The sequence below is a fragment of the Cellulomonas algicola genome (genome assembly GCF_019024305.1).
In the GTDB taxonomy this organism is placed as follows: Bacteria; Actinomycetota; Actinomycetes; order Actinomycetales; family Cellulomonadaceae; genus Cellulomonas; species Cellulomonas algicola.
Genome location: NZ_JAHKSJ010000011.1, coordinates 135,664 through 157,416, shown reverse-complemented (window position 1 = coordinate 157,416; position 21,753 = coordinate 135,664). Strand labels below are relative to the sequence as shown.

21 protein-coding genes are annotated in these 21,753 nt (G+C 74.2%); 10 read left to right on the top strand and 11 right to left on the bottom strand.

Features of this window, described 5'->3' with window-relative positions; all coding sequences use genetic code 11:
• Nucleotides 1–2: 2 nt before the first annotated feature.
• Both KOV94_RS10190 and KOV94_RS10185 read left to right on the top strand, forming a co-directional pair.
• Nucleotides 3–656, top strand: coding sequence for a response regulator transcription factor (locus tag KOV94_RS10190; RefSeq protein ID WP_124344133.1), 654 nt, complete (start codon nt 3–5; stop codon nt 654–656).
• Between the two features lie 4 nt (nt 657–660).
• Entirely contained in the window at nt 661–2,010 is a 1,350-nt protein-coding gene (locus KOV94_RS10185) for a sensor histidine kinase (RefSeq protein WP_308160474.1), read from the top strand.
• A gap of 99 nt (nt 2,011–2,109) precedes the next feature.
• Here KOV94_RS10185 and KOV94_RS10180 read toward each other — a convergent pair whose 3' ends face one another.
• Nucleotides 2,110–4,770, bottom strand: coding sequence for a sodium-translocating pyrophosphatase (locus KOV94_RS10180; protein WP_308160473.1), 2,661 nt, complete (start codon nt 4,768–4,770; stop codon nt 2,110–2,112).
• A 158-nt stretch (nt 4,771–4,928) separates the two neighbouring features.
• Nucleotides 4,929–5,777, bottom strand: a complete 849-nt coding sequence (locus KOV94_RS10175; protein ID WP_218051959.1) for a pentapeptide repeat-containing protein — start codon at nt 5,775–5,777, stop codon at nt 4,929–4,931.
• A gap of 136 nt (nt 5,778–5,913) precedes the next feature.
• On the opposite strand from KOV94_RS10175, the gene KOV94_RS10170 reads away from it, so the two are divergent.
• The 3 genes from KOV94_RS10170 to KOV94_RS10160 all read left to right on the top strand — a co-directional run bounded on the left by KOV94_RS10170 (nt 5,914) and on the right by KOV94_RS10160 (nt 8,354).
• The gene (locus tag KOV94_RS10170; RefSeq protein ID WP_218051958.1) at nt 5,914–6,339 is read left to right on the top strand and encodes a ChaB family protein; all 426 of its coding nucleotides are present in this window, start codon (nt 5,914–5,916) and stop codon (nt 6,337–6,339) included.
• A gap of 96 nt (nt 6,340–6,435) precedes the next feature.
• Entirely contained in the window at nt 6,436–7,689 is a 1,254-nt protein-coding gene (locus KOV94_RS10165) for a sensor histidine kinase (protein WP_124344130.1), read from the top strand.
• On the top strand, nt 7,686–8,354 hold the full coding sequence (locus KOV94_RS10160) for a response regulator (RefSeq protein ID WP_124344129.1): 669 nt from the start codon (nt 7,686–7,688) through the stop codon (nt 8,352–8,354). Before KOV94_RS10165 ends, KOV94_RS10160 begins: the two co-directional genes overlap by 4 nt.
• Before the next feature lie 45 nt (nt 8,355–8,399).
• On the opposite strand, the gene KOV94_RS10155 is transcribed toward KOV94_RS10160, so the two are convergent.
• Entirely contained in the window at nt 8,400–8,939 is a 540-nt protein-coding gene (locus tag KOV94_RS10155) for a hypothetical protein (RefSeq protein WP_218051957.1), read from the bottom strand.
• Nucleotides 8,940–9,055: 116 nt separating this feature from the next.
• Between KOV94_RS10155 and KOV94_RS10150 the strand changes: the two genes are divergently transcribed.
• Complete coding sequence (locus KOV94_RS10150) at nt 9,056–9,475, top strand: helix-turn-helix domain-containing protein (protein WP_124344127.1); 420 nt, start codon at nt 9,056–9,058, stop codon at nt 9,473–9,475.
• Between the two features lie 23 nt (nt 9,476–9,498).
• On the top strand, nt 9,499–9,909 hold the full coding sequence (locus KOV94_RS10145) for a VOC family protein (protein ID WP_124344126.1): 411 nt from the start codon (nt 9,499–9,501) through the stop codon (nt 9,907–9,909).
• 81 nt (nt 9,910–9,990) lie between these two features.
• Here the strand turns inward: KOV94_RS10145 and KOV94_RS10140 are convergent, their stop codons facing one another.
• Both KOV94_RS10140 and KOV94_RS10135 read right to left on the bottom strand, forming a co-directional pair.
• Nucleotides 9,991–10,218, bottom strand: a complete 228-nt coding sequence (locus KOV94_RS10140) for a hypothetical protein (RefSeq protein WP_124344125.1) — start codon at nt 10,216–10,218, stop codon at nt 9,991–9,993.
• A 94-nt stretch (nt 10,219–10,312) separates the two neighbouring features.
• On the bottom strand, nt 10,313–11,272 hold the full coding sequence (locus KOV94_RS10135) for a DNA-3-methyladenine glycosylase family protein (RefSeq protein WP_308160471.1): 960 nt from the start codon (nt 11,270–11,272) through the stop codon (nt 10,313–10,315).
• A gap of 52 nt (nt 11,273–11,324) precedes the next feature.
• Here KOV94_RS10135 and KOV94_RS10130 point away from each other — a divergent pair, with 52 nt between their 5' ends.
• Together KOV94_RS10130 and KOV94_RS10125 are read left to right on the top strand one after the other, a co-directional pair.
• On the top strand, nt 11,325–12,212 hold the full coding sequence (locus KOV94_RS10130) for a DUF72 domain-containing protein (protein WP_218051956.1): 888 nt from the start codon (nt 11,325–11,327) through the stop codon (nt 12,210–12,212).
• Nucleotides 12,209–12,529: an STAS domain-containing protein gene (locus KOV94_RS10125; RefSeq protein WP_218051955.1), complete on the top strand. Its 321-nt coding sequence runs from the start codon at nt 12,209–12,211 to the stop codon at nt 12,527–12,529. The genes KOV94_RS10130 and KOV94_RS10125 overlap by 4 nt, the downstream gene beginning before the upstream one ends.
• Before the next feature lie 4 nt (nt 12,530–12,533).
• On the opposite strand, the gene KOV94_RS10120 is transcribed toward KOV94_RS10125, so the two are convergent.
• Nucleotides 12,534–12,905 (bottom strand): RNA-binding S4 domain-containing protein, encoded by a 372-nt coding sequence (locus tag KOV94_RS10120; RefSeq protein ID WP_124344457.1) that lies wholly within the window; start codon nt 12,903–12,905, stop codon nt 12,534–12,536.
• 175 nt (nt 12,906–13,080) lie between these two features.
• Here KOV94_RS10120 and KOV94_RS10115 point away from each other — a divergent pair, with 175 nt between their 5' ends.
• The gene (locus tag KOV94_RS10115; RefSeq protein ID WP_218051954.1) at nt 13,081–14,211 is read left to right on the top strand and encodes a GDSL-type esterase/lipase family protein; all 1,131 of its coding nucleotides are present in this window, start codon (nt 13,081–13,083) and stop codon (nt 14,209–14,211) included.
• A 135-nt stretch (nt 14,212–14,346) separates the two neighbouring features.
• Here the strand turns inward: KOV94_RS10115 and KOV94_RS10110 are convergent, their stop codons facing one another.
• The 5 genes from KOV94_RS10110 to KOV94_RS10090 all read right to left on the bottom strand — a co-directional run bounded on the left by KOV94_RS10110 (nt 14,347) and on the right by KOV94_RS10090 (nt 21,727).
• Nucleotides 14,347–14,655, bottom strand: a complete 309-nt coding sequence (locus KOV94_RS10110; protein WP_124344455.1) for a DUF2249 domain-containing protein — start codon at nt 14,653–14,655, stop codon at nt 14,347–14,349.
• A 149-nt stretch (nt 14,656–14,804) separates the two neighbouring features.
• On the bottom strand, nt 14,805–15,560 hold the full coding sequence (narI, locus tag KOV94_RS10105; protein ID WP_218051953.1) for a respiratory nitrate reductase subunit gamma: 756 nt from the start codon (nt 15,558–15,560) through the stop codon (nt 14,805–14,807).
• Nucleotides 15,557–16,231 carry a nitrate reductase molybdenum cofactor assembly chaperone gene (narJ, locus tag KOV94_RS10100; RefSeq protein ID WP_218051952.1) on the bottom strand — a complete coding sequence of 225 codons (675 nt, stop codon included), beginning with the start codon at nt 16,229–16,231 and terminating at the stop codon, nt 15,557–15,559. Before narJ ends, narI begins: the two co-directional genes overlap by 4 nt.
• A complete protein-coding gene (narH, locus tag KOV94_RS10095; protein ID WP_218051951.1) occupies nt 16,228–17,913 on the bottom strand; it encodes a nitrate reductase subunit beta in 1,686 nt (561 codons plus the stop codon). The genes narJ and narH overlap by 4 nt, the downstream gene beginning before the upstream one ends.
• 34 nt (nt 17,914–17,947) lie before the next feature.
• Nucleotides 17,948–21,727, bottom strand: a complete 3,780-nt coding sequence (locus KOV94_RS10090; RefSeq protein ID WP_218051950.1) for a nitrate reductase subunit alpha — start codon at nt 21,725–21,727, stop codon at nt 17,948–17,950.
• Nucleotides 21,728–21,753: the final 26 nt, after the last annotated feature.

Genomic DNA, 21,753 nt, shown 5'->3' with positions numbered 1-21,753 from the left:
ACGTGCGGGTACTCGTGGTGGACGACGAGCGCGGGCTGACGAGCGCGCTGCACCGCGGCCTGTCCGCGGAGGGCTTCGCGGTGGACGTCGCGCACGACGGCGACACCGGACTGCGCATGGCGCTCGACCACGAGTACGACGCGATCGTCCTCGACATCATGCTGCCGCGGCGCAACGGGTACGACGTCGTGACGGCCCTGCGCGCGCAGGACGTCTTCACGCCTGTGCTGCTGCTGTCCGCGAAGGACGGCGAGTACGACGTCGCCGACGGGCTCGACGTCGGCGCCGACGACTACCTGACGAAGCCGTTCGCGTTCGTGGTGCTCGTCGCCCGGTTGCGTGCGTTGCTGCGCCGCCCGCCGCAGGTGCGCCCGGCGGTGCTGACGGTGGGCGACCTGGTGCTCGACCCGTCCGCCCGGACCGTCACGCGGGGTGGTGCGGAGGTGGTCCTGACGGTCCGTGAGCTCGCGCTGCTCGAGTACCTCATGCGGCACGCCGACCGCGTCGTGGGCAAGGTCGAGCTGCGCGACCACGTGTGGGAGGGGACCGGCGAGGACGTCAACGTCGTCGAGGTCTACGTCGGGTACCTGCGCCGCAAGCTCGGCCGCGACACCGTCGCGACGGTCCGCGGTGCCGGGTACCGCGTGGCCGGCTGACGCCGTGGCGGGCCGACGGGTCTGGCGCGGGTCGCTGCGGCTGCGGCTGACCGCGCTCACCGCGGGGCTGCTCATGGTGACGCTCGCCGTCGGGGCGGTCGTGCTCACGTCCGTGCTGTCGGCGGGCCGGGTGTCCGCGCTCGACGAGACCGTGCGCGACCGCGTCGACACCGTCGCCGACCTCGCCGACGCCGACCGCGTGCCCGACCCGCTGCCCGTCGCCGAGCGCGGCGAGATCGCGCAGCTCCTCGACGCCGACGGGCGCGTCCTCGCGACGTCCGCCAACGCGTCCCGCACCCTGCCGCTGCTGCCCACCGACACCCTCGCGGCGCTGCGCCCGCACGGCGACGAGGTGATCGTCTCCACCACGACCGACAGCGGCTACGACCCCGACGCGCGCGTCGCGCTGCGCAACGCGACCTACCGCGGCGAGCCGGTCGTCGCCGTCGCGACCGTGCCGCTCGACGAGGTGCGCGGGCTGGTCGGTGCGCTGCGGCTCGCGCTCGTCGTCGTCGTGCCCGTGCTCACCGCGCTGCTCGCGGCCTCGATCTGGGCCGTCATCGGCCGCGCGCTGCGACCCGTCGACGAGCTGCGCCGGGCCGCCGCCGACGTCGCGCGCACCGGCGGTTCCGGGTCGCTGCCCGTGCCGCCCGTCGACGACGAGCTCGCCGCGCTGGCCCGGACGCTCAACGACATGCTCGACCGCCTCGAGACGAGCGCCGCCCGGCAGCGGTCGTTCGTCGCCGACGCGGCCCACGAGCTCCGGTCGCCGCTCGCGTCGCTGCGCGCGACCCTCGACGTCGCGCGCGCCCACCCCGACGCCTACCCCCAGGCGGAGGTCGTCGCCGACGCCGAGCGCGAGGCGGCGCGTATGCAGTCGCTCGTCGACGACCTGCTGCTCCTGGCACGGGTCGGTTCCGCACCGCTGCGCGCCGAGGACGTCGACCTGGCCGCGCTCGTGGCCGACGTGGTGGACGGCGAGACCGGGGCGACCCCGGCGGTGACGGTCGACGTGCACGGTGCCGGGCACGCGCGCTGCGACGCCGTCGCGACCGGCCGGGTCGTGCGCAACCTCGTCGGCAACGCGCTCCGGCACGCCGCGTCGCGCGTCGTCGTGACCGTCGCCGAGGGGTCGGTCGTGGTCGAGGACGACGGCAGGGGCATCCCGGCCGAGGACCGCGAGCGGGTGTTCGAGCGTTTCGTGCGCCTCGACGACGCCCGCGAGCGTGAGGCGGGCGGCAGCGGCCTGGGCCTGGCCATCGCGCGTGAGATGGCCCGCGAGCAGGGTGGCGACGTCGTCCTGGCCGACGCGGTCCTCGGCGGCCTGCGCGCTGAGGTCCGCCTGCCCGGCTGACGTCCTCGCGCTGCGCCCGGGGCGGGCCGGAGGGCCCACGACAGGGCAGGCCCGGACCGGACGGGGGTCGGCTTCCGCGTCCGGTCCGGGGGCGTGGGGTCAGACGCGCGTCGGGACCGCGTCGTCGACGGGGTTCGCCTGCTGCGGGAGCAGGGCCCCGGTCGTGTCGTCGTCCGCAACCGCGTCGTCGTCCGTGGCGGGCACGCCTTCGGCGTCGCCCGGCGTCGCGTGCGACTCGATCCGCATGCCGTAGAAGGACCGGTGCACGAAGTACGTCGACGCGAGGAAGAAGACCCCGGCGAGCACGAGCACGAGCGCGTGCCGGCCCTGCCCGGACAGCTGCACGGCGAGGTCGACCGCGAGGAGGCCGAAGAGCGTCGTGAACTTGATGACCGGGTTGAGCGCGACGGACGAGGTGTCCTTGAACGGGTCGCCGACGGTGTCGCCGACGACGGTCGCGTCGTGCAGCGGGGTGCCGTTCGCGTGCAGCTCGGTCTCGACGATCTTCTTCGCGTTGTCCCAGGCGCCGCCCGCGTTGGCCATGAAGATCGCCTGGTAGAGGCCGAACAGCGCGATGGAGACGAGGTAGCCGACGAAGAGGTACGGCTCGACGAACGCGAACGCGAGCGTCGCGAAGAACACGCCGAGGAACATCGTGAGCATGCCGCGCTGCGCGTACTGGGTGCAGATCTCGACGACGCGGCGCGAGTCGGCCTCGCTGGCCGCGGCGGTGCCGTCGAGGCGGATGTGCGTGCGGATGAACTCGACGGCGCGGTAGGCGCCGGTGGTGACGGCCTGCGTGGAGGCGCCCGTGAACCAGTAGATGACCGAGCCGCCCGCGACGAGGCCGAGCAGGAACGGCGGGTGCAGCAGCGAGAGGTTCTCGAGGCCCGTCGTGAGCCCGTCGGTGAGGCCCATGATGATCGAGAAGATCATCGTGGTGGCGCCGACGACGGCCGTGCCGATGAGCACGGGCTTGGCGGTCGCCTTGAACGTGTTCCCCGCGCCGTCGTTCTCCTCGAGGAGCTGCTTGGCGTGCTGCCACGCCGGTGCGCCGCCGAGCTCCTCGGACAGCGCGTCCTCGTCGGCCTGCTCGATGCCCGACAGCTCGTAGACGCTCTGCGCGTTGTCGGTGACCGGGCCGTAGGAGTCGACGGCGATGGTCACGGGACCCATGCCCAGGAACCCGAACGCGACGAGCCCGAACGCGAACACCGCGGGCGCGTGCATGACGTCGGCGAGCCCGAGCTCGCTCACCAGGTAGGCGGCGCCCATGAGCACGACGATCGCCATCCCGAGCCAGTAGGCGGAGAAGTTGCCCGCGACGAGGCCGGACAGGATGTTGAGCGACGGGCCGCCCTCGCGGGACGACGCGACGACCTCGCGCGTGTGCCGGCTGCCGGTGCTGGTGAACACCTTGACGAGCTCGGGGATGAGCGCGCCGGCCAGGGTGCCGCAGGAGATGATCGTCGCGAGCTTCCACCACAGGCCCGGGGTGCCGTCGGCGAGGACGAGCCACGTCGTCGCGAACGTCGCGGCGATGCAGACGGCCGACGTCAGCCAGACGAGCGACGTGAGCGGCTTCTCGAAGTCCATGCGCTCGGCACCCGCGTACCGGCGCGACGCCCACAGGTCGTTGACGGTGTAGGACACGCCCGACGCGGCGATCATCACGGCGCGCACGACGAAGATCCAGACGAGCAGCGCGGCCTGGACGCCCGGGTCGGGGACGCCGAGCAGCACGAAGGTCACGAGCGCGACGCCGGTGACGCCGTACGTCTCGAACCCGTCGGCGCTCGGGCCGACGGAGTCGCCCGCGTTGTCGCCCGTGCAGTCGGCGATCACGCCGGGGTTGCGGGCGTCGTCCTCCTTGATCTTGAACGCGATCTTCATGAGGTCGGAGCCGATGTCGGCGATCTTCGTGAAGATGCCGCCCGCGATGCGCAGCGCCGCGGCGCCGAGCGACTCGCCGACCGCGAACCCGATGAAGCACGCGCCCGCGAGGTCGCCGGGCAGGAACAGCAGGATGACCAGCATGATCGCGAGCTCGAGGCTGATGAGCACCATGCCGATCGCCATCCCGGACCGCAGCGGGATCCGGTGCAGCGGCAGGGCGCGCCCCCGCAGCGCGGCGAACGCCGTGCGGGAGTTCGCGTAGGTGTTGACGCGGATGCCGAACCACGCGACCGAGTACGACCCGGCCATGCCGACCAGGCTGAACGCGATGACGACCGCGACGCGCCCCCAGTCGAACCCGACGAGGACGCGGTAGTAGACGACGATCACCGCGGCGATGAAGCCCCACAGCACGAGCAGGAAGCGTCCCTGCTGCACGAGGTACGCCTTGCACGTCGTGTAGATGAGCTCCGACACGGCTCGCATCGACCCGTGCACCGGCAGCCGCTTGAGCTGCGCGACGACGGTCACCCCGAACGCGAGCCCCAGCGCGCACACGACGAGGCCGACGCCGAGCCAGACGCGCCCGGGCAGCCCGGCGATCGTGACGGTCCCGAGATCGGGGAGGGCGAGACCGGCCTCGCCGCCGTGCGGCGTGCCGCCGGTGGTGGCGGCGTCGGCGGAGGTGGTGCCGGCGCACCCGGACAGGAGGGCGACGACGGCGGCGAGCGCGACCCAGCCGGCGGTCGTCGTGGCGGTGCGGGCGCGGCCGGCGGTGCGAGCCGGGGGAGGGGTGTGTCGTGCGGCGGGACGGGCGATGGGACAGGTGGTGGTCGCGCTGTCGCGCGACGGTGTTGTGGACACGGTCTTCCTCGGCTCGTGCGGAAACCCTTTGCTCGTTCTTCGAACGTAGAGCGGTGGGTCTTGGCGCACGTGTGACCAAAGTCTCGGGCGCTCGGCCGTGCGGGGGAGTCTCGGCCCGCGTTGACGGCGTGTCGGTCGTGACACGCCGTCGTCGCAGGTCAGCGGGTGGGTGCGGCCGTCCAGTGCGTGGGACGCGGCACGCGGTCCGGCAGTCGCGTCGTGGCGTCGCCGCGCGCCGCGGCGGCCTGCGGACCCGTGACGAAGAGCGCGTCCGAGAGGTCCGCGCCGCGCAGGTCGGCACCGCGCAGGTCGGCGCCGACGAGGTCCGCGAGCCGCAGGTCCGCACCCCGCAGGTCCGCGCCCATGAGCCACGCGCCGCGCAGGTCGACCGTGCGCAGGTCCGCGTCGCGCAGCCGCGCCCCGACCAGGTCGGCGCGTCGCCGGTCGCGCCGCCGCCCGGGCAGCGACCGCCGTGCCGCACCGCGGACGGCCGCGCTGATCCGCCCGAGCACGTCGACGACGGACCCGTGGAGGTCGTCGACGTCACCTCGGTCGGGTGCGTCGGGCGCGGCGTCGGCGACGGCGCTGACGCGGGCGAGCAGGGCACGGGCCTCGTCCCGCAGCGGTGCGTCGACCGGGCGGTCGACCGCGTCGACGAGGTACCACGCGAGCTCGTGCAACCGGCGCTGCACCCCGAACGCCGTGAACATCCGCCCCGCGACGTCCGGCCCGTCGCGCCAGTCCCGGCCCTCGAACGCGGCCGTCACGTGCTGCCCGGCGCCGAAGCAGTCGAACACCGTGCACCCGGCGAACCCGCGCTCGCGCAGCTGCGCGTGCACGCCGCACCGCAGGTCGTCGCGCAGGTTCCCGCACGGCACCCCACCGGGCTTGTCGAACGCGAAGTCCGCGGACCGCTGGAACGGCAGACCCGCGCAGCACAGGGCCGCGCACCGCGTGCAGTCGGCCCGGAGCTCGAGGACGGTCCGGCCGTCGGGCGTCGCCGCCATCGGCGTCACCTCCCTGTCGTCCGACCGCGCGAGCCTACTCGTGGGCCGGTCGACGGCTCGGTGCGGTCGTGCTGCGGTGGCGTGGCGCAGGTCGCACGATGGGGCAGGAGACCGGTCCACGCGAAGGAGCCGCACCGTGCCCAAGACGAAGCGCAACGGCGACCCGATCCCGGACGAGCTGCCCAGCACCCTGCAGCGCTCGGACGACAAGGCGCAGCGGACGTTCGCGCACGCGCACGACGCCGCGCTCGAGCAGTACGGCGGCGACGAGGAGCGGGCCTACCGCGTCGCGTTCGCCGCGCTCAAGCACACGCACGAGAAGGTCGGCGACAGCTGGCGGCCCAAGGAGGAGTACGGGCCCTCCGACGCGCGCTCCGAGGAGGGCGGGCTCGACAGCGACGCCCCGACCGCCGGCGGCGTCGACGCGAACGCGTCCAAGACGCACCTGTACGAGGTCGCCACCGAGCTCGAGGTTCGCGGGCGCTCGCGCATGACGAAGGCCGAGCTCGTCGACGCGATCCAGCACGAGAACGACCGCCGCTCGCGCGCCGCCCTGCGCTGACGGTGCCCGCTCGCCCGGACGGCCTCCGCACAAGGGTGGAGGCCGGCCCGCCCGACGGCTGACCTGCGCCGTGGGCGCCGCCTCTACGCTGGCGGCATGTCCTCCGTCGTCGTCGCGCCCCCGACGCCCGACGTCTGGCTGCACCCGCGGTGGCGGGGGTGGTCGCGCGCGTGGCGGTACCTCCTCGCCGCGGGTCTCGGCGTCGCGCTGTGGATGGCGCAGGTCGTCGCGCTCGCCATGCCCGAGGCCGTCGGCGAGACCGCGTCGCCGCCGCCCGACGAGGTCGTCGGAGGCGCGATCGTCCTCGACCTCGCGCTCGGCGTCGCCACGCTCGCGCTCCTTCCGCTGCGACGCCGGTACCCGCTCGCGATCGCGGTGGCGGCGACCGCGGCGACCGCCGTGTCCGTGGTGGCCGTCGGGCCGGCGACCTTCGCGATCGTGTCGCTCGCGACGTGGCGCCGCGGCCGCTGGCTCGTCGTCGCCGGCCTCACGTGGCTCGCCGCGACCCTCTACTCGACGTTCGTCCACGTGCCGCGCGTGTGGGCGACCAGCACGTCACCCGTCACGCACCTCACCGACGTCCTCATCGGCGTCCTGGTCCTCGCGGTCACGATCGGCACGGGTCACGGGATCGCGACCCGCCGCGAGCTGGTCGCGTCGCTGCACGCCCGTGCGCAGGCCGCCGAGCGCGAGCAGGCGCTCGCGGCGGAGGTCGCGCGCGAGGCGGAGCGCACCCGCATCGCGCGCGAGATGCACGACGTGCTCGCGCACCGCATCTCGCTCGTCGCGCTGCACGCGGGTGCGCTCGCGTACCGGGACGACCTCTCGCGCGAGCAGGTCGTCGAGACGGCCGGCACGATCGCGGCCGCGGCGCACGCCGCGCTCGCCGAGCTGCGCGACGTGCTCGGCGTCCTGCGGGACCCGTCGCAGCCCGACGCCGTCGAGCGGCCGCAGCCGACGCTCCAGGAGATCCCGGCGCTGGTCGCCGAGGCGCGCGAGGCGGGTGCGGAGGTGAGCCTCGACACGGGTGCCCTCGCGCCCGAGGCGACGCGCGACCTGGCCGCGTCGGTGTCGCGCACGGCCTTCCGCGTCGTGCAGGAGGCCCTGACGAACGCCCGCAAGCACGCCCCGCGCCAGCCCGTCGAGATCGTGCTCGCGGGAGCGCCGGGCGGCGCCCTCGCGGTCGAGGTCCGCAACCGGGCGCTGCTCACCGTCGGCGCCGGGCACCGGCCGGGTGTCGGGCTCGTCGGTCTGACCGAGCGTGCGACGCTCGCGGGCGGCGAGCTCGAGCACGGCTACCAGGCCGACGGCACGTTCGTGGTCCGCGCACGGCTGCCGTGGCCGGCGTGAGCCCGGTCGTCCGGGTCGTCGTGGTCGACGACGACCCGCTCGTGCGCACCGGGCTCGGGCTCATCCTCGGGGGCGCTCCCGACCTCGAGCTCGTGGGCGAGGCGGCCGACGGCCAGCAAGGTGTCGACGTGGTCGTCCGGACCGCGCCCGACGTCGTCCTCATGGACGTCCGGATGCCGCGCATGGACGGGCTCGCCGCGCACCGGCGGCTGCGCGACCTCGGCTCGCGGGCGCGCGTCCTCGTCCTCACGACGTTCGACGCCGACGACCTCGTGCTCACCGCGCTGCGCCAGGGGGCGGCGGGGTTCCTGCTGAAGGACACCCCGCCGGCCGACCTGGTCGCTGCCGTCCGGCGCGTCGCGCAGGGCGAGCCCATGCTGTCGCCGAGCGTGACCTCGCAGCTCATCGCCGCGGTGACCGCCGCCCCCGCCGGCGACCCGCCCCGTGCGCGGGCGCGTGCGCTGCTCGCGACGCTGACCGACCGCGAGCGTGAGGTCGCCGAGGCCGTCGGGGCGGGCATGTCGAACGCCGAGATCGCGCGGGCGCTGCACCTCGGTGTCGCGACCGTGAAGACGCACGTCGGGAACGTCCTCACCAAGCTGGACGCGACGAACCGGGTGCAGATCGCCCGCTGGGTGCACGAGGCGGGGGACGAGCGGGCCTGACGCCTCAGCGCCCGGGACCGACCCGCCAGACCTCGCCGCCGAGGGTCACGACCCAGGCCGTGCCGTGCACGACCTGGAACGACGTCGGCTGGTCGAGACCGTCCGCGACGAGCCGCAGCGCGCCGTGGTGGCCGACGGAGTACAACCGGCCCGTGCCGGGCGCCGCGGGGGAGCCCGCCTCGCCGCCGAGCGGCCAGTCGCCCTGCGCGAGCGCGTACAGCCGGTGCCCGCGGGCCCACTCGACTCCACCATGAGCGGACCGCCCGCCGCGACGGTCGTGGCGCTGGACGCGCGCGGGCCGAACGCGCCGACCTTGCCGTCCTGCGGCAGGTGCGGCAGCGGTCCGGACTCCGCGACGAACACCGTCGACCCCTTGAGGGCCAGACCCGTCGGGACGACGTTCGGCAGCGCCAGCCGCACCGACACGGCGCCGTCGTGGCGCACCTGGTGGAGGCGGTTGTGGTGCCCGTCGGAGACGAGGAACCCGTCGCGGTACGGCTCGAACGCGAACTGCACACCGGTCGGGACGAGGAAGTCGGACGCGGGCGGGTTCGCGGTCGCGAAGGCCCCGATGTCCGCGACCACCGTGCCCTTCGCCGCCGGGACCGACGCTCGTCCTCCCGGGTGGTCGGGATCCACGGCCTCCCGACGGCCCGTCCGCGACGGCCGGACGCGCCTGACGGGCGCCCGACGGTGGTTCGATGACGGGCGTGAGCAAGGCCGTCGAGGACACCAACCGGCGCATGCTGCGCGCCCGCGACGCGATGGACCGCGCGTACGCCGAGCCGCTCGACGTGCCGTCGCTCGCGCGCGTCGCGCACGTGTCGGAGGCGCACTTCATCCGCACGTTCCGCGCGACGTTCGGCGAGACCCCGCACCGCTACCTGCAGCGTCGGCGCGTCGAGCGCGCGATGCTGATGCTGCGCGAGACCGACCGCAGCGTCACCGAGATCTGCCTGGCCGTCGGCTTCACGAGCCTCGGCACGTTCAGCCGCACGTTCCGCGACGTCGTCGGCGAGTCGCCGACCCAGCACCGTGCGCGCGGGCCGCTCGCCATCGCACCGACGTGCTTCACCAAGGCGTGGGTCAGGCCGAGCAGTTTCGGAGAAGCGTCGACCTGACGGCGCTCAGTAGCGTCGGCGGCATGCTGAACTCCATCTCCATCACCCAGATCTACGTGCTCGACCAGGACGAGGCGCTCGACTTCTACGTCGGCAAGCTCGGCTTCGAGATCGGGACCGACCAGGACCTCGGCTTCATGCGCTGGCTCACGGTCCGCGTGCCCGGTGCTCCGGACCGGGAGGTCCTGCTGGAGCGCCCCGGTCCTCCGTCGCTCGACCCGGCGACCGCCGAGCAGGTGCGCGAGCTCGTCGCGAAGGGCGCGACGGGCGGCCACCTGTTCCTCACGACCGACGACGCGCACCAGACGTACGCGACGCTCAAGGAGCGCGGGGTGGAGCTCACCGAGGAGCCGACCGAGCGGCCGTACGGCATCGACTTCGGCCTGCGCGACCCGTTCGGGAACCACGTCCGGATCGCGCAGACGCACCGCTGACGGGCGCCCGGCGCGGGTGAGGGTCCGCGCCGGGCTCGCCGCTCTGCCGTCGAGCCCGGCGGGGTCGCCGGACCGGTGCGGTCAGTCGCCTTCGAGCGCAGGCAGGATCGTCGTCGGGATCATGAACGACAGCGTGATCGACGCGATCGCGCCGACGAACGTCCAGTGGCTCCAGTCGGGACCCTGGAACGACAGCGCGAACAGCACGATCCCCGCCGCGAACAGCAGGAACGCGAAGAACGCGCCGACGACGCGACCTGCGGACTCGGTCCGCTCCTCGTCGCGCGGCGCGATGACCGGATAGCTCATGGGACCCACCTTTCGTCGGGGTCGATCCTGCCCCGTGGCGGGCGGCGTGGCCAACCGCGCGCCGGCCGGGCGTCGCGACGTCAGCGCAGGGACGTCAGCGCAGGGGGAGCGCGCGCGGCGAGCGCGGACCGAACTTGGGGGCGCGACCCGCGAGCGTGGTCTCGATCAGCCGGATGACGCGCTGCCGGTGACCGCGCCACGGCTCGAGGAGCTCGAGCATGCCCGCGTCGTCGGTGCGGCGGCCCGTGAGCGCCCACCCGACGAGGTGCGCGAGGTGGAAGTCGCCGACCGACACCGCGTCGGCGTCGCCGAGCGCGCGGGACGTCGTCTCGGCGACGGTCCACGGCCCGATACCCCGGACGGTGAGGAGCCGTCGTCGCGCCTCGGTGAGCGGCAGGTCGACCGCCTCGTCGAGCCGCCGACCGACCTCGGCCGCGCGGCGGATCGTCGACGAGCGCTGGTCGTCGACGCCGGCCTGCCGCCACTCCCACACGGGCATCTCCCGCCAGACGACCCACGGCGGCGGCACGCGCATCGACGCGGGCACCGGCCCGGGCGCGGGCGTGCCGTGCCGCGTCACGAGCCGTCGCCACGCGGCGCGCGCGTCCGCCCCGACGACGCGCTGCTCGAGGATCCCGGCGACGAGCGCCGCGACCATGTCGCCGCTCGCGCCGATCCCCAGCCCCGGCAGCCCGCGGTGGGCGTCCCGCACGACGGGGTGCAGGGTCGGGTCGAAGCCCGACGGGTCGTCGTGCGCCCCGAGCAGGCGCGGCACGCCCGCGACGGCACGCTCGGCGCCCGGCCCCCACGCGGCGACGTGCACACCGTCGCGGTGCACGGCCAGCCGACGCGTCGCCGGGCCGTCGGGCGTCGCGAGCGCGTGCCACAGCGCGCCGTCCGGCGCGGTCCACCAGCACGGGTCCGCGGCACCCCGACGGTGCGGCGCGACCGTGCGCCGCACGTCGAGCCGACCGTCCGGACGGTAGACGTCGACGAGCACCGGGGCCGTCGCGTCGCCCTCAGGGCCACGCGCGGGGGAGCTCTCGACGGTCACCCGACCAGTGTGCGCCCTTCCGGATGCCGGTCCGGCGTCCGCCGTGCAGGCTGTGCCGGTGGCCATCCGGGTCGGGATCAGCGGCTGGCGCTACGCCCCCTGGCGTGGCGTCTTCTACCCGCGCGGCCTGCCCCAGCGGCTCGAGCTCGCGTACGCGTCGCAGCGGCTGACGAGCATCGAGATCAACGGCTCCTTCTACTCGCTGCAGCGCCCCGAGAGCTACCGCGCGTGGGCCGATCAGACGCCCGACGACTTCCTCTTCTCCGTCAAGGGTCCGCGGTTCGTCACGCACATGCGCAAGCTCGCCGACGTCGAGACGCCCGTCGCGAACTTCCTCGCGAGCGGCGTCCTCGCGCTCGGCGCCAAGCTCGGGCCGGTCCTCTGGCAGCTCCCGCCCAACCTCGGCTTCCACCCCGACCGGCTCGCCGCGTTCTTCGACCTGCTGCCGCGCACGACGGCCGCCGCGGCCGAGATGGCGACGCGGCACGACGAACGGCTCGACGACCGCGCGTGGACGACGACCGACGCCGACCGCCCGCTGCGGCACGTCCTGGAGGTCCGGCACGCGACGTTCGAGACGCCCGACCTCGTCGACCTGCTGCGCGCGCACGACGTCGGCCTGGTCGTCGCCGACACAGCCGGGCGGTGGCCCGTGATCGAGGACGTCACGTCCGACGTCGTCTACGTCCGCCTGCACGGCGACACCGAGCTCTACACGAGCGGCTACGAGGACGACGCCCTCGACCGGTGGGCCGCGAAGATCCGGACCTGGGCAGACGGGGGCGATCCGGCCGACGCGCGACGGCTGCGCGGCGCGGCACCCGCGTCGGACGGCCGCGACGTGTTCGTCTACTTCGACAACGACGTGAAGGTCCGCGCGCCCGTCGACGCGATGGCCCTGTCGGCCCGGCTCGGGCTGCGGACGGAGGTGAGCGCGTGAGCGGCGGCATCGCGGTGGCGACCGAGGGGACGACGCTGCGCATCACCCTGGAGGGCGCGGTCGACCTCGCGGTGCGCGAGTCCGCCGCACCCGTCTGGGCGGCGCTCGCCGCCGGCGACCAGGACGTGGTCCTCGACTGCGCGGACGTGACGTTCGTCGACTCGACGGGGCTGTCGCTCCTGGTCCGCCTCGTCCGCGACGTCACCGAGTCCGGTCGCCGCGTGCGCGTCCACGGCGCCCCGCGTGCGGTGACCGAGATCCTTGCCGTCACGGGCGTCGACGCCTGGATGCGCGCGCAGGGCGTCGAGGGCGTCTAGGCGGTCAGTGGCCGCGGAGGCGTTCGATGAGGCGGCGGTCGCGCTTCGTCGGGCGGCCCGCGCCGCGGTCGCGCTGCCCGGCGACGGCGACGTGCTCCTTGGGCGGGACCGCGGGGGAGCGATCGAGGTAGCACGCGACGGCGACGTCGGCGCCGACCCGCTTCACGATGAGGCGCTGCACGATCACGACGCGCTCGCGGGCGCCCCCGCGCACGTGCACCTCGTCACCGGGCACGACCTGCGTCGCGGGCTTGGCGCGCTCACCGTTGACGCGCACGTGACCGGCCCGGCACGCGGCCCCCGCCGCGGAGCGCGTCGGGAACAGTCGCACCGACCACGTCCACGCGTCGACGCGGGCTCGGGTCACCTCGGGCATGCCCCGACTCTCTCACGGCCGACGCGCCGGGGATCGTCACGACGAAACGCTTCGTCGAAGCGCTCCAACTGGCCCTCGGTGCGCCCGCGCCACCACGCTGCGACGAGGCGGGCCGCAGGTGCTCCGCCGGACGCGCGGGACGTGCCCGTGCGCCGTCCCCACGGGAGGACCACGCATGACGACGACGTTCTCGCGGCGGCTCGCGGGCGCCCTGACCGCCGTGCTGCTGCTGCTCGCCGGCGCGCTCGCGCTGGCCGGGCCGACGCAGGCCGCCGACCCCGTGCGGATCATGCCGCTCGGCGACTCGATCACCGGCAACCCCGGCTGCTGGCGCGCGCTGCTGTGGCAGAAGCTCCAGCAGAACGGGTACACGAACATCGACATGGTCGGCACGCAGGGTCCGCAGGGCTGCGGGATCGCGCACGACGGCGACAACGAGGGCCACGGCGGCTACCTCGTCACGAACGTCGCCGCGCAGGGCCAGCTCGTGCCGTGGCTCGCCGCGACCCGGCCCGACGTCGTCCTCATGCACTTCGGCACGAACGACGTGTGGAGCGCGCGGTCGACGCAGCAGATCCTCGACGCCTACACGACGCTCGTGCAGCAGATGCGGGCCAGCAACCCGCACATGACCGTGCTCGTCGCGCAGATCATCCCGGTCGCGCCGCCGACCTGCGCCGACTGCCCGGGCCGGACCGCCGCGCTCAACGCCGCGATCCCCGCGTGGGCCGCGGGCCTGTCGACCGCGCAGTCGCCGATCGTCGTCGTGGACCAGGCGACCGGGTGGGTGCCGGCGACCGACACCTACGACGGCGTGCACCCCGGCGACGCCGGCATCGTCAAGATGGCCGACCGGTGGTACCCCGCGCTCGCGGCGGTCCTGTCGGGTTCGACGCCGACACCGACGGTCACACCGACCCCGACGGTCACACCGACGCCGACCGTGACACCGACGCCGACCGTGACACCGACGCCCACGCCGACCCCGACCCCGACCCCGACGTCGGGCGGTGCCGCCTGCACCGCGCGCTACACGCTCGCGAGCACGTGGCCCGGGGGCTTCGTGACGAGCGTGCGGGTCACCGCGAACCAGTCGATCGCAGGCTGGAAGGTCGCTGTCACGCTGCCGAACGGCACGGTCGCGAACGCGTGGAGCTCGCAGAGCAGCGTCAGCGGGCAGACGTGGACGTTCACGAACGCCGCGTGGAACGGGACGCTCGCGGCGGGTCAGGCCACCGAGATCGGCTTCCAGGGCACCGGCTCGGGCGAGCCGTCGTCGGTCACCTGCACGGCCACCGTCCGCTGACGACGACGGACGCGGTCGAGCACAACATCAGGGGCGTCTGGCGTGGCCGGAGTGCTCCTGATGTTGTGCTCGACGGACGGGTACGGGCCGCGACCATGCGGGGCGGCCGGTCGTGGGGCGTTCGGGTCGTCCGCGTCAGGCGGTGCGGGTGATCTTCACGTGCCAGGCGTCGGGGCCGTCGACGAGCACCTCGGACTCGATGGGCGCGCGCTCGGCGAGCTGGGCCAGCAGCGGCCGCGGCAGGTGCGGCGCGACGAGGATCAGCGACTTCCCCGGGGCGATCGCCTCGAACGCGCCGAAGACGGTCGCGTGGCGGATGGCGTGCGGGATCGTGCGGACGTCGAGGACGGGGTCGGCCTCGTCGTGACCGCCGCAGCCGCACGTGTGGCCGGCGGGCTCCGCGACGGGGGCGGTGGTGAGGATCTCGACGTTCTCGGCTGCCATGGGGGTCTCCCTCTCGGTGCGGTCGGTGCGGGCCTTGCTGGTCGTGCGTCGTCCGAGGTCGGACGGGGTGGTGCAGGTCGTCGGGGTGGTGCGGCGAAGCGGCTGACCGCGTCGCGCGGACGTCGTCCCGGACGGCCGTCGTCAGCGTGTCATCGGTGCTCGGCCGGAGCCCTGGGACGTTCGGCCCGTTCCCAGCCGGGGCGTGTGACACGCGTCCCACGCTGGGCGTCGCGGGTGCGGTAGACGACGTACGGGCGGACCAGGTAGCCGACGGGCGCGGACAGCACGTGCACGAGCCGCGTGAACGGCCAGATCGCGAACAGGACCATGGCCGAGAGCACGTGCGCCTGGAACATCCCGGGCACGTCGGCCATCAGCGACGCGTCGGGGCGCAGCGACATCAGCCCGCGGATCCACGGCGCGATCGAGCCGCGGTAGTCGTAGCCGCCGCCGAGGACCTGGAACAGGACGGTCGCGGCGGTGCCGCAGAACAGCGTCACCGCGAGGACGACGTACATGACCTTGTCGGAGGTCGTGGTGGCCCGGCGGACGGCGGCGACGACGCGACGCCGGTAGACGAGGATCGCGAGCCCGGCGATCGTCAGCACGGCCGCGATGCTGCCCGCCCACGTCGCGACCAGGTGGTACGCGTGCTCGTGGATGCCCACCGCCTCCAGCCAGGCGCGTGGGACGAGCAGCCCGACGACGTGCCCGCCGATCACCATGAGGATCCCGACGTGGAACATCGGCGACCCGATGCGCAGCAGGCGGCTCTCGTGCACCTGCGACGACCGCGTCGTCCAGCCGAACTGGTCGTGCCGGTACCGCCACACGTGCCCGACCACGAACACGGTCGCGGCGACGTACGGGACCACGACCCACAGCAGCACGGCGGTGGACGTCATGCGGGCACCTCCGTCGGGCGCACGGTCGGGAAGGGGAGCAGGGGCGCGGACAACCCGACGGTCTCGCCGGGCGGGCCGGACGCGACGAGGTCGGCGAACCGCTCGGCGGTCGCGGCGTCGACGGCGGGCAGCGTGCGGCACACCGCGTCGAGCACGTGCGCGTACGGGCTGCGGGCGTCGTGCAGCGCGGACCGCAGGAGCTCGAGGCCCTCGCGGTGCGTGCCGAGCAGCGCGTCGACGACGGGACCGGGAGCCCGTGCGGACAGCTCCAGGACCGCGGGCAGGAAGTCGGGCAGCTCGTCGTCGCTCGCCTCGAACCCGCACGCGCGGTACGCCTCGCGGAACGTCACGAGCGCCATGCCGCGACGGCGCGTGTCGCCCGCCGAGTAGTACGACAGGTAGAGCGCGCAGCGTCGCCGCAGGTCGAACGTCGCGACGTAGTGCCCCTGCTGCTCGGCGAGGTCCATCGCGGCGACGGCGTCGAGGTGCACGCGGAACGCGTGGGCGACACCGTGCGGGAGCCCGGCCACGGTCGAGCGCAGCAGGTCGTGGTGGGCGCGCACGTGCTCGGTCGGGTAGTCGAGCAGCATCGCGGCGGCGAGGTGCGCGACCGCGCGCTCACCGGTCGTGACGCGCACGGGGTCGAGGAACGGCAGCGTGCGGCGGCTCATGCGTGCGCCCCCGTCGGGCCGTCGCCGTAGCCGGGCTGACCCTTCGTGGGTGGGAAGAGTCCCGCGTCGCCCTTGTCGCCGCCCCAGTTCAGCAGGTTGACGCGCGTCGGCCGGTCGGACGCGGACGCCGGAGCCGCCGGGTGGAACGACTCGACGCCCACCGCCGGTCGGGCGAGCGCAGCCGGACGCTCGCCGCGCGCTCGCGGTCCGCCCATGCCGGGACCGCCCGCGCCGTCGAGCGAGCACCCGAGCCCGCCCTCCGCGATCTCGTCGAGCGCCCGGGCCGACTCCGCGTGGGCGGGCGGGACGACGTAGCGGTCCTCGTACTTCGCGATCGCGAGCAGCCGGTACATCGCCTCGACCTCGTCGCCGGTCATGCCGACGGTCGCCGCGATGCGTGGGTCCTGCTCGACGCCGAGGTTGACGTTGCGCATGTGCGCCCGCATCGCCGCGAGGCGGCGCAGGACGGCGGTGACGGGGCGGGTGTCGCCCGCGGTGAACAGCCCGGCGAGGTACTCGACGGGGATGCGCAGCCGGTCGATCGCGGCGAACAGCGTGCGCGCGTCCTCGCCGTCGTTGCCGGAGCCCGACACGACGTCGACGACGGGCGACAGCGGCGGGACGTACCAGACCATCGGCAGCGTCCGGTACTCGGGGTGCAGCGGCAGCGCGACCTCGAACCGTGAGATCAGCGCCCACACGGGCGAGCGCTGCGCGGCGAGGACCCAGTCGTGCGGCACGCCGTCGCGCTCGGCGGCGGCCATCACCGCGGGGTCGGACGGGTCGAGCAGCACCGAGCGCTGTGCGGCGAGGAGCTCGTGCGGGTCCTCGACCGACGCGGCCTGCAGCACACGGTCGGCGTCGTAGAGCACGAGGCCGAGGTAGCGCAGCCGGCCGACGCACGTCTCCGAGCAGACGGTCGGCAGCCCGACCTCGAGGCGCGGGTAGCACAGCGTGCACTTCTCGGCCTTGCCCGTGACGTGGTTGAAGTAGACCTTCTTGTACGGGCAGCCCGACACGCACATGCGCCAGCCGCGGCACGCGTCCTGGTCGACCAGCACGATGCCGTCCTCCGCGCGCTTGTACATCGCGCCCGACGGGCACGACGCGACGCACGACGGGTTGAGGCAGTGCTCGCAGATGCGCGGCAGGTAGAACATGAACGCCTGCTCGAGCTCGGCCTTCACGCGGTCGCTCATCTGCGCCAGGACCGGGTCCTTCTGCATCGTCGCGGCCGACCCGCCGAGGTCGTCGTCCCAGTTCGCCGACCACGTGATCTTCGTGTCCTCGCCGGTCAGCAGGGACTTCGGCCGGGCGACGGGCGTGTGCTCGCCCTGGGGCGCCGAGAGCAGGACGTCGTAGTCGTAGGTCCACGGCTCGTAGTAGTCGCTCACCTCGGGGAGCCGGGGGTTGGCGAAGAGGTGCGACAGCGTGGTGAACCGACCGCCCGAGCGCAGGCGCAGCCGGCCGCGCTTGTTCCGCGTCCAACCGCCGCCCCAGCGGTCCTGGTCCTCGTACGTGCGCGGGTAGCCCTGGCCGGGCCGCGTCTCGACGTTGTTGAACCACACGTACTCGACGCCCGCGCGGTTCGTCCACGCCTGCTTGCAGGTCACCGAGCACGTGTGGCACCCGATGCACTTGTCGAGGTTCATGACCATCGCCATCTGCGCCATGACCTTCACCGCAGCCACCCCCCGCGCGTCCCGACGGAGCCCATCAGTACGTCACCTCCTGCGACCGGCGGCGGATGGTCGTGACCTCGTCGCGCTGGTTGCCCGTCGGACCGAGGTAGTTGAACGCGAACGACAGCTGCGCGTACCCGCCGACCAGGTGGCTCGGCTTGAGCAGCACACGGGTCAGCGAGTTGTGGATGCCACCGCGCAGGCCCGACGTCTCCGACCGGGGCACGTCCACCGTGCGGTCCTTCGCGTGGTACATGAACACCGTCCCGGCGGGCATGCGGTGCGAGACCACCGCGCGCGCGACCACGACGCCGTTGCGGTTGTACGCCTCGACCCACTCGTTGTCGGTGACGCCGATGGTCGCGGCGTCCTGCGGCGACATCCAGATCGTCGGGCCGCCGCGCGACAGCGTGAGCATGTGGAGGTTGTCCTGGTACTCCGAGTGGATGGACCACTTGGAGTGCGGCGTCAGGTAGCGGACGGCGACCTCGGCGTGCCCGTCGGAACCCGGAGCTCCCGACGCGGCGGTCGAGCCCGGGCGCGCGTCGCCGAACAGCCGGTGCAGGTCGAGCGGCGGCCGGTAGACGGGCAGGTTCTCGCCGAGCTCGCTCATCCAGTCGTGGTCGAGGAAGAAGTGCTGGCGGCCCGTGAGCGTGTGCCACGGCTTGAGGTGCTCGACGTTGATCGTGAACGCCGAGTACCGCCGGCCGCCGTGCTCCGACCCCGACCACTCGGGCGACGTCACGACGGGCACGGGCCGCGCCTGCACGTCGGCGAACGTGATCCGTTTGCCCTCGTGGTCGCGGGCCAGCGACGCGAGCTCGGTGCCGGTGCGCTTCTCGACGCGCTCGAAGCCCTGCACCGCGAGCCGGCCGTTCGTCGTGCCGGACAGCGCGAGGATCGCCTCGCACACGTGCTTGGCGTCGTCGAGGCGCGGCTGCCCGGCGGCGACGCCGTCCCGGACGGTGCCGTTGACGCGGCCGAGCTCGGCGACCTCGACGTCGGGGGAGAACGCGACGCCCTTCGTCACCATGCCGGCCTTCGCCGTGAGCGGCCCGAGCGCGGCCCACCGGTCGGCGATCGTCGCGTAGTCGCGCTCGACGACGACGAGCCTCGGCATCGAGACGCCCGGCACGCGGCCCACCGCGTCGGGCACCGCGCCGTGCGGCGTCGCGAGCTCGTCGGGGGTGTCGTGCAGCAGCGGCACGGCGACGAGGTCCTCGCGCGTGCCGAGCCGGTCGGCGGCAAGGTCCTGGAACGCGCGGGCGAGGGTGTGGAAGACGTCGAAGTCCGTGCGCGTCTGCCACGGCGGCGCGATCGCCGGGTTGAACGAGTGCACGTAGGGGTGCATGTCGGTCGTCGACAGGTCGTGCTTCTCGTACCAGGTCGCCGCGGGCAGCACGACGTCGCTGAACAGCGTCGTCGACGTCATCCGGAAGTCGCTCGTGACGAGCAGGTCGAGCTTGCCGCGCGGTGCCTCGTCCCGCCACGTCATCGACTCCGGTCGCCGCCCGGGCTCGGACTCGGGCGCGCGCACCGCGGAGTCCGTGCCGAGCAGGTGCCGCAGGAAGTACTCGTTGCCCTTGCCCGACGAGCCCAGCAGGTTGGCACGCCACACGGTGAGCACGCGCGGGAAGTTCGCGGGGTCGTCGGGGTCCTCGCACGCGTAGCGCAGCCGACCGGCCTCGAGCTCGTCGACCACGTGCTGCGCCGGGTCCACCCCGGCGGCGCGCGCCTCGTCGACGAGGTCCAGCGGGTTGCGGTCGAACGTCGGGTAGGACGGCATCCAGCCGCGCTGCGCGCTCTCCACCAGGCAGTCGGCGGTCGTGCGGCCCGCGAACCGGCCCTCGGCCAGCGGCGACGCGAGCGCGTCGGCGGGCAGCCCGTCGTAGCGCCACTGGTCCGTCGCGAGGTACCAGAACGCGGTGCCGATCATCTGCCGCGGCGGCCGCACCCAGTCGAGCCCGAACGCGTACTGCGCCCAGCCCGTGACGGGTCGGCACTTCTCCTGGCCGACGTAGTGCGCCCAGCCGCCGCCGTTGACGCCCTGGCAGCCGGTCATCGACATGAGCGCGAGGAACGTGCGGTAGATCGTGTCCGAGTGGAACCAGTGGTTGGTGCCCGCGCCCATGAGGATCATCGAGCGGCCGCCCGAGTCCTCGGCGTTCTGCGCGAGCTCGCGCCCGATCCGCGCCGCCGTCGCCGCGGGCACGGACGTGATCTCCTCCTGCCACGCGGGCGTGCCGGGCGTGGACGCGTCGTCGTAGCCGGTCGGCCACTCGCCCGGAAGGCCGTCACGGCCGACGCCGTACTGCGCGAGGAGCAGGTCGAACACGGTCGTGACGACGCGGCCGCCGACCCGCGTCACGGGGACGCCGCGGCGCACGACGCCCGCACCCCCCTGGTGCTCGGCACCCGCCTCGGGGGCGAGGTCGAAGCGGGGGAGGTCGACGGCGACGGCCTCGGGGGCCCCGCCCGCGGCCGCGTCGAGGTCGCGGACGGACAGCACGGGCTCGACCCCGCCGAGGTCGAGGTTCCAGCGGCCCGCCTGCGCGGGGTCGAACCGGCGCCCCAGCGAGCCGTTCGGCACGTGCGGGGTGCCGGCGGCGTCGAGCACGACGGTCATGAACGCGGCGTCCCGGGCAGCGGCGTCGGCACCCGCGGCGTCACCCAGCGCGTCGGCCGTGAGGAACTTGTCCGGCACCCACGCGTCGCCGCGCTGCTTGAGCGTGACGAGGTGCGGCGCGTCGGTGAACGTCTGCAGGTAGTCGACGAACCGCGCGGTGCGCTTCTCGACGAGGAACTCGCGCAGCACGACGTGCCCCATCGCGAACGCGAGCGCGCCGTCCGTGCCCGGGTGCGGGGCCAGCCACTCGTCGGCGAGCTTGGTGTTCGCCGCGTAGTCGGGGGAGACCGCGACGACCTTCTGCCCGCGGTAGCGCGCCTCGGCGAGGAAGTGCGCGTCCGGCGTGCGCGTCACCGGGACGTTGGAGCCCCACATGACGAGGTACGACGCGTTCCACCAGTCCGCGGACTCGGGCACGTCCGTCTGGTCGCCGAACACCTGCGGCGACGCGACGGGCAGGTCGGCGTACCAGTCGTAGAACGACAGCATGGTCCCGCCGAGCATCGAGACGAACCGCGCGCCCGACCCGTGCGACACCATCGACATCGCGGGGATGGGGGAGAAGCCCGCGACGCGGTCCGGTCCGTACTCGGCGATGGTGTGCACGTGCGCGGCCGCGACGATCTCCGACGCCTCGTCCCACGTCGCCCGGACCAGCCCGCCCTTGCCGCGCGCCGACTTGTACGCGCGCGCCGTCTCCGGGTCCGACGTGACCTCCGCCCACGCGGCGACCGGGTCGCCCGTCCGCGCCTTGGCCTCGCGGTACGCCCGCAGCAGCACGCCGCGCACATAGGGATACCGGACGCGCGTCGGCGAGTACGTGTACCAGGAGAACGACGCGCCCCGCGGGCACCCCCGCGGCTCGTACTCGGGGGAGTCCGGGCCGACCGTCGGGTAGTCCGTCTGCTGCGTCTCCCACGTGATGATGCCGTCCTTGACGTACACCTGCCACGAGCACGACCCCGTGCAGTTCACGCCGTGCGTCGACCGCACCACCTTGTCGTGCGACCAGCGGTCCCGGTAGAACGCGTCGCCCTTCCGGCCGCCCTCCAGGAACAGGCTGCGCAGGTCCGGCGACACCGTGCCGGGCCGCAGGCGCGAGCCGAGGCGCAGGAGCGCGTCGACGGCCGGGTGGTCGGTCCCGGGCGGGGACGACGCGGGGGCGGCGGGCTGGTGACGTGCGGGCACGGAGACCTCCGGGGGGAAGAGGGCGG

Bases quoted from the DNA above. Each gene is read 5' to 3' on its own strand.
- KOV94_RS10175 (WP_218051959.1), bottom strand. From the start codon at position 5,777: ATGGCGGCGACGCCCGACGGCCGGACCGTCCTCGAGCTCCGGGCCGAC.
- KOV94_RS10165 (WP_124344130.1), top strand. From the start codon at position 6,436: ATGTCCTCCGTCGTCGTCGCGCCCCCGACGCCCGACGTCTGGCTGCAC.
- KOV94_RS10150 (WP_124344127.1), top strand. From the start codon at position 9,056: ATGACGGGCGTGAGCAAGGCCGTCGAGGACACCAACCGGCGCATGCTG.
- KOV94_RS10145 (WP_124344126.1), top strand. From the start codon at position 9,499: ATGCTGAACTCCATCTCCATCACCCAGATCTACGTGCTCGACCAGGAC.
- KOV94_RS10140 (WP_124344125.1), bottom strand. From the start codon at position 10,218: ATGAGCTATCCGGTCATCGCGCCGCGCGACGAGGAGCGGACCGAGTCC.
- KOV94_RS10120 (WP_124344457.1), bottom strand. From the start codon at position 12,905: ATGCCCGAGGTGACCCGAGCCCGCGTCGACGCGTGGACGTGGTCGGTG.
- KOV94_RS10115 (WP_218051954.1), top strand. From the start codon at position 13,081: ATGACGACGACGTTCTCGCGGCGGCTCGCGGGCGCCCTGACCGCCGTG.
- KOV94_RS10110 (WP_124344455.1), bottom strand. From the start codon at position 14,655: ATGGCAGCCGAGAACGTCGAGATCCTCACCACCGCCCCCGTCGCGGAG.
- narI (WP_218051953.1), bottom strand. From the start codon at position 15,560: ATGACGTCCACCGCCGTGCTGCTGTGGGTCGTGGTCCCGTACGTCGCC.
- narJ (WP_218051952.1), bottom strand. From the start codon at position 16,231: ATGAGCCGCCGCACGCTGCCGTTCCTCGACCCCGTGCGCGTCACGACC.